This is a genomic window from Pseudomonas sp. P5_A2_2 (assembly GCF_054177685.1).
In genome coordinates this window covers 1-5,621 of sequence record NZ_JBGCUL010000255.1, presented here as the reverse complement: position 1 = coordinate 5,621, position 5,621 = coordinate 1, and the positions used below count along the sequence as shown (strand labels likewise).

The window sequence follows — 5,621 nt, the reverse complement described above, 5'->3', positions numbered from 1 at the left end:
ATCCACAACAGCAGCATATTCATTCCTCCGTGAAACCATGGCGAACCAGCCCACAGAGCTTAGACGGCATCCGCGAAACAGGCTGGTTGGAGCGATGTGATTGGAATCGTGGGAAAAGCGTTCATTGAGCGAGCGGCAAAGCGCCCATGTTTGGCCGAAACGTCGTTATCTCTGTGCTCAAGCGCTCGCTAGACTCGGGGCTTCCCCAGGAGATTGTTCTCATGCACGAGTATCTGAGTCCCGGCCGCTTCATCGATAGTGACCACCCGTCCGTGGTGGAGTTCGCCGAAAAACACCGTGGCGCCAGTCGCGATCCGCTTGCGCAGGCGATCAGTCTCTATTACGCCGTGCGCGAAGCGGTGCGCTACAACCCATACACATTCAGTCGCGATCCGCAGACCCTGTGCGGCAGTTATGCATTGGCGACCGGGGAGAGTTACTGCGTGCCCAAAGCCACGTTGCTGGCAGGTGCGGCGCGGCATTGCGCGATTCCCGCGCGGATCGGCCTGGCGGATGTACGCAATCATTTGTCGACGCCACGGCTGCTTGAATTGCTCAAGAGCGACATGTTCGCCATGCACGGCTACACCGAGTTTTATTTGCAGGATCGCTGGGTCAAGGCGACCCCCGCGTTCAATCGCAAACTCTGCGACCTGTTCAATGTGGCGCCGCTGGAATTCGACGGGATAAACGACAGTGTTTTTCATCCCTTCAACCGCGATGGCGCGAAGCTGATGGAGTACCTCGTCGATCACGGCCAGTTCGCCGACGTACCTGAAGCGTTCTTTTTCGAACACCTGGAAAAATGCTATCCGCACCTGTTCGGTGAGCAACAGCAACCGCTGTTGGGTGACCTGCAGAGCGATTTGAGTCGCGCCTGATCCGGCGTATGCTGCCTGCCCACTTACCGAAAAAGAGGCGGTCATGCTGAAGATCTGGGGTCGGAAAAACTCGTCGAATGTCAGAAAACCGTTGTGGGCCGCCGAAGAACTGGGGCTGGCCTACGAGGCTATCGATGCCGGTGGCGCCTTTGGTGTCGTCGATACGCCCGAATACCGCGCCATGAATCCCAATGGTCGGGTTCCGGTGATCGAGGACGATGGCTTCGTGCTGTGGGAATCCAATGCCATCGTGCGTTATCTGATGGCCCGTCACGCCAACGGCACGGCCTGGTATCCGGCGGATCTGCAAGCCCGTGCCAGCGCCGACAAATGGATGGACTGGACCACCTCAAGCTTTGCCGGTCCGTTCCGTACCGTGTTCTGGGGCGTGCTGCGTACCCCGGCAGACCAGCAGGACTGGCCCGCCATCAAGGCGGCGATCAAAGAATGCGACACGCTACTGGCGGTGGCCGATCAGGCGTTGGCGAACAAGCCCTACCTGTCCGGGGACGAGATCGGCATGGGCGATATTCCCCTGGGCAGTTTCATTTATGCCTGGTTCGAGATGCCGATCGAGCGTGCGCCACAGCCGCATCTGCAGGCCTGGTACGCGCGGTTGAAGCAGCGTCCGGCGTATCAAAAGGCAGTCATGACCGCGTTGACTTAATACTCACTATCGACACGCTTGACTGTACTTGTGTGGCGGCGACAAGCACCATTGCGCTGATGCGACGTGGTTGCAATGCGCGCCGCCCGCCCTTACCTGACCCTTTCTTCCCTTCTTGGTGCGTAAATCAGATATGAGTTCCGCTCTGTCCATCCGGCAGCTAACCAAAACCTACGGCAACGGTTTCCAGGCCCTGAGTGGTATCGATCTGGATGTCGCCGAAGGTGACTTCTTCGCCTTGCTCGGCCCGAACGGCGCCGGCAAATCCACGACCATCGGCATTCTCTCGACCCTGGTGAACAAGACCAGCGGCACGGTGAATATCTTCGGTCACGACCTGGACAAGAACCCTGCGCAGCTCAAGCGCTGCATCGGCGTGGTGCCCCAGGAATTCAACTTCAACCAGTTCGAAAAGACCTTCGACATCGTCGTGACGCAGGCAGGCTACTACGGCATCCCGGCGAAAATCGCCAAGGAACGCGCCGAACAGTACCTGACCCAGCTCGGCCTGTGGGACAAGAAGGACGTGCCGTCGCGTTCACTGTCTGGCGGCATGAAGCGGCGCCTGATGATCGCCCGCGCGCTGGTTCATGAACCGCGCCTGCTGATCCTCGACGAACCGACTGCCGGGGTGGACATCGAACTGCGTCGCTCGATGTGGAGCTTTCTCACCGAGCTGAACCAGAAAGGCATCACCATCATCCTCACCACCCACTACCTGGAAGAGGCTGAGCAGTTGTGCCGCAACATCGGCATCATCGACCACGGCACCATCGTCGAGAACACCAGCATGAAGCAGTTGCTCAGCCAACTGCATGTCGAAACCTTCCTGCTGGATATGAAGAACACATTGCAAGTAGCGCCGCAGTTGCTCGGTTACCCGGCCAAGCTGATCGACAGCCACACCCTGGAAGTCCAGGTGGACAAGTCCATGGGCATCACCGCGCTGTTCACCCAGTTGGCGCAGCAGAACATCGAAGTGCTGAGCCTGCGCAACAAAACCAATCGCCTCGAGGAGTTGTTCGTGTCTCTGGTGGAGAAAAATCTGTCGAAGGTGGCGGTATGAGTTCCGAGCTGCGCCCCAACCTCGTTGCCCTCAATACCATCGTTTACCGTGAAGTCCGGCGTTTCACCCGGATCTGGCCGCAGACCCTGCTGCCGCCGGCCATCACCATGGTCCTGTACTTCGTGATCTTCGGTAATCTGATCGGTCGGCAAATCGGCGACATGGGTGGCTTCACTTACATGGAGTACATCGTGCCGGGGCTGATCATGATGTCGGTGATCACCAACTCCTACGGCAACGTGGTGTCGAGTTTCTTCGGCAGCAAGTTCCAGCGGTCCATTGAAGAACTGATGGTCTCGCCGCTATCGCCGCACACCATTCTGATCGGCTACACCCTGGGCGGCGTGCTGCGCGGCTTGATGGTGGGAATCATCGTGACCCTGCTGTCGCTGTTTTTCACCCACTTGCAGGTGCATCACCTGGGCGTGACCATTCTGGTGGTGGTGCTGACCGCGACGATCTTCTCGCTGCTGGGTTTCATCAACGCCGTGTTTGCGCGCAACTTCGATGACATTTCGATCATCCCGACTTTCGTGCTGACGCCACTGACCTACCTGGGCGGGGTCTTCTATTCGATCACCTTGCTGCCGCCGTTCTGGCAGACCGTGTCCCTGGCCAACCCGGTGCTGCACATGGTCAACGCATTCCGTTACGGCATTCTCGGCGTGTCGGATATCCGGATCAGTATTGCGATTACGTTCATGCTGGTGGCGACCGTGGTGCTTTACCTCGGTTGTGCGCGGTTGCTGGTGAGTGGGCGTGGGATGCGTACTTGAGGACGACCGAGTCGTCTGCATCGCGAGCAAGCTCGCTCCCACAGGGGATCTACTTTGTGACATGGATCGAGTGTGGGAGCGAGCTTGCTCGCGATGGCGTCAGCCCAGACACCGCATAAAAAACGGCCTCCCCAGTGGAGGCCGTTTTGCATTCTCACATCCGGCTCTTCTTGCGCCGCTTCCATTGCCGGGCCACCCACCAGCGCCAATACATCATTACCAAGACGTAGGCCAGTGCCCCGAGTACCAACCCGGTTACCACCGAACCCAGCAGAAACGGTTGCCACAAGGTCGAGATTTCGCCGCTGATCCATTCCCAGGTCAGCGAGTCCGGCAACTGCCGGGCGGGAACGTCCATCAGCCAGGCGCCGGCCTGGTAGGTGCAGAAGAACACGGCAGGCATGGTGATCGGGTTGGTCAGCCAGACCAGGCTCACGGCAATCGGCATGTTGCCGCGCACGATGATGGCAAGGATGGCCGCCAGCAGCATCTGCAGCGGGATCGGCAGGAACGCGGCGAACAGACCCACCGCCATGGCGCGGGCAACGGAGTGGCGATTGAGGTGCCACAGGTTCGGGTCATGCAACAGCGTGCCGAGAAAGCGTAAGGACTTGTGTTCCCTGATGCTCATCGGGTCTGGCATGTAACGTTTGAATAAGCGCCGGGGCATAAGGCTTCTCGGTCGGTCAGGGCGGCAAGTATGTCTGGATTCTACGAGCTGCCCATTCAGACTTTGTGACAATTATTGACGACGCCCATCCGATGGGCGGGCTAAGCCTTGGAGGGTACTCTCAAGGACGGGCTTATGCGCACAGGGATGATGGCGCTGGCGTTGGGTCTGCTGACCTTGCGCTTTTTACCGGCATTGCCGCCGGTCTGGTTGTGGCTGGCGATGCCGGTGGCGGGTTTGATGTTGCTGCCGTTCAGGACGTATCCGGTGGCGTTTTACCTGTTTGGTTTGAGCTGGGCCTGCGCGAATGCGCAGTGGGCGCTGGACGACCGGTTGCCGCCGGCCCTGGACGGCGAAACCCGCTGGATCGAAGGGCGGGTCACAGGCTTGCCTCGGCATGACGACGATGTCGTGCGTTTCGAATTGACCGACATCCAGTCCCGACGTACCCGGCTGCCGCAGCAAATGCGTCTGGCCTGGTATGGCGGGCCGCCGGTGARCAGTGGCGAACGCTGGCGCCTGGCAGTCAAGCTGAAGCGCCCGGTCGGGCTCCTCAATCCGCAGGCCTTCGACTATCAAGCCTGGTTGCTGGCACAACGCATCGGGGCGACCGGGACGGTCAAGGAGGGCGAACGCCTTGCACCAGCCCAATGGGCCTGGCGCGATGCAATCCGTCAGCGTTTGCTGGCGGTGGATGCCCAAGGGCGAAGCGGCGCGTTGACGGCATTGGTACTCGGGGACGGCGCCGGGCTGAGTCGCGAAGACTGGCAGGTATTACAGGACACCGGCACGGTGCATCTGTTGGTGATTTCCGGGCAGCACATCGGATTGCTGGCGGGCGTTGTGTATCTGCTGATCGCCGGCCTGGCCCGCTTTGGGTTATGGCCGAACCGTTTGCCATGGCTGCCCTGGGCGTGTGGCCTGGCATTCGCCGCTGCGCTCGGTTACGGGATGCTGGCCGGTTTCGGGGTGCCGGTGCGACGGGCCTGCGTAATGATTGGCCTGGTGTTGTTGTGGCGTCTACGGTTCCGTCATCTCGGTGCATGGTGGCCGCTGTTGCTGGCACTCAACGGCATTTTGCTGCTGGAGCCGCTGGCGAGTCTTCAGCCTGGTTTCTGGCTGTCCTTCGCAGCCGTGGCGGTCTTGATATTGACCTTCGGCGGCCGGTTGGGGCCATGGCGTTGGTGGCAAACCTGGACCCGCGCCCAGTGGCTGATTGCAATCGGGCTGTGCCCGTTGTTACTGGCATTGGGGTTGCCCATCAGTCTCAGCGGGCCGCTGGCCAATTTGTTCGCAGTGCCCTGGATCAGTCTGGTGGTACTGCCACCGGCGTTGCTCGGGACGCTGTTGCTGCCGGTACCTTACGTGGGGGAGAAATTGCTGTGGCTGGCGGGCGGCTTGATCGATTGGTGGTTCAGGGGATTGGGGCTCGTCTCCGGTCAGGTCCCCGCGTGGGTGCCCATGGCAGTTCCACTATGGGCCTGGGTCATCGGTGCCATTGGCGCCTTTTTGCTATTGCTGCCGCGAGGCGTACCGATGCGCCCGTTAGGCTGGCCCATGC

Annotated in this window: 6 protein-coding genes; 5 read left to right on the top strand and 1 reads right to left on the bottom strand. The window is 60.2% G+C overall.

Annotated features, from left to right (window positions below; translation table 11 throughout):
* The first annotated feature begins 221 nt into the window (after nt 1-221).
* The 4 genes from ACXRVY_RS15515 to ACXRVY_RS15500 all read left to right on the top strand — a co-directional run bounded on the left by ACXRVY_RS15515 (nt 222) and on the right by ACXRVY_RS15500 (nt 3,390).
* A complete protein-coding gene (locus ACXRVY_RS15515; RefSeq protein ID WP_223459638.1) occupies nt 222-881 on the top strand; it encodes a transglutaminase-like domain-containing protein in 660 nt (219 codons plus the stop codon).
* A gap of 43 nt (nt 882-924) precedes the next feature.
* A complete protein-coding gene (locus tag ACXRVY_RS15510; protein WP_223459636.1) occupies nt 925-1,548 on the top strand; it encodes a glutathione S-transferase family protein in 624 nt (207 codons plus the stop codon).
* A 133-nt stretch (nt 1,549-1,681) separates the two neighbouring features.
* Nucleotides 1,682-2,614, top strand: a complete 933-nt coding sequence (locus ACXRVY_RS15505; RefSeq protein ID WP_223459634.1) for an ABC transporter ATP-binding protein — start codon at nt 1,682-1,684, stop codon at nt 2,612-2,614.
* Nucleotides 2,611-3,390, top strand: coding sequence for an ABC transporter permease (locus ACXRVY_RS15500; RefSeq protein ID WP_223459632.1), 780 nt, complete (start codon nt 2,611-2,613; stop codon nt 3,388-3,390). The genes ACXRVY_RS15505 and ACXRVY_RS15500 overlap by 4 nt, the downstream gene beginning before the upstream one ends.
* 154 nt (nt 3,391-3,544) lie before the next feature.
* Here ACXRVY_RS15500 and ACXRVY_RS15495 read toward each other — a convergent pair whose 3' ends face one another.
* Nucleotides 3,545-4,060 (bottom strand): DUF2062 domain-containing protein, encoded by a 516-nt coding sequence (locus ACXRVY_RS15495; RefSeq protein ID WP_223459630.1) that lies wholly within the window; start codon nt 4,058-4,060, stop codon nt 3,545-3,547.
* 135 nt (nt 4,061-4,195) lie between these two features.
* On the opposite strand from ACXRVY_RS15495, the gene ACXRVY_RS15490 reads away from it, so the two are divergent.
* Nucleotides 4,196-5,621 (top strand): ComEC/Rec2 family competence protein (locus ACXRVY_RS15490; RefSeq protein ID WP_458237701.1); only part of this gene is annotated, 1,426 nt, incomplete at its 3' end.

Excerpts from the sequence above, each read along its gene's own strand:
- ACXRVY_RS15500 (WP_223459632.1), top strand. The coding sequence starts at position 2,611 with ATGAGTTCCGAGCTGCGCCCCAACCTCGTTGCCCTCAATACCATCGTT.
- ACXRVY_RS15505 (WP_223459634.1), top strand. The coding sequence starts at position 1,682 with ATGAGTTCCGCTCTGTCCATCCGGCAGCTAACCAAAACCTACGGCAAC.
- ACXRVY_RS15495 (WP_223459630.1), bottom strand. The coding sequence starts at position 4,060 with ATGCCCCGGCGCTTATTCAAACGTTACATGCCAGACCCGATGAGCATC.
- ACXRVY_RS15510 (WP_223459636.1), top strand. The coding sequence starts at position 925 with ATGCTGAAGATCTGGGGTCGGAAAAACTCGTCGAATGTCAGAAAACCG.
- ACXRVY_RS15515 (WP_223459638.1), top strand. The coding sequence starts at position 222 with ATGCACGAGTATCTGAGTCCCGGCCGCTTCATCGATAGTGACCACCCG.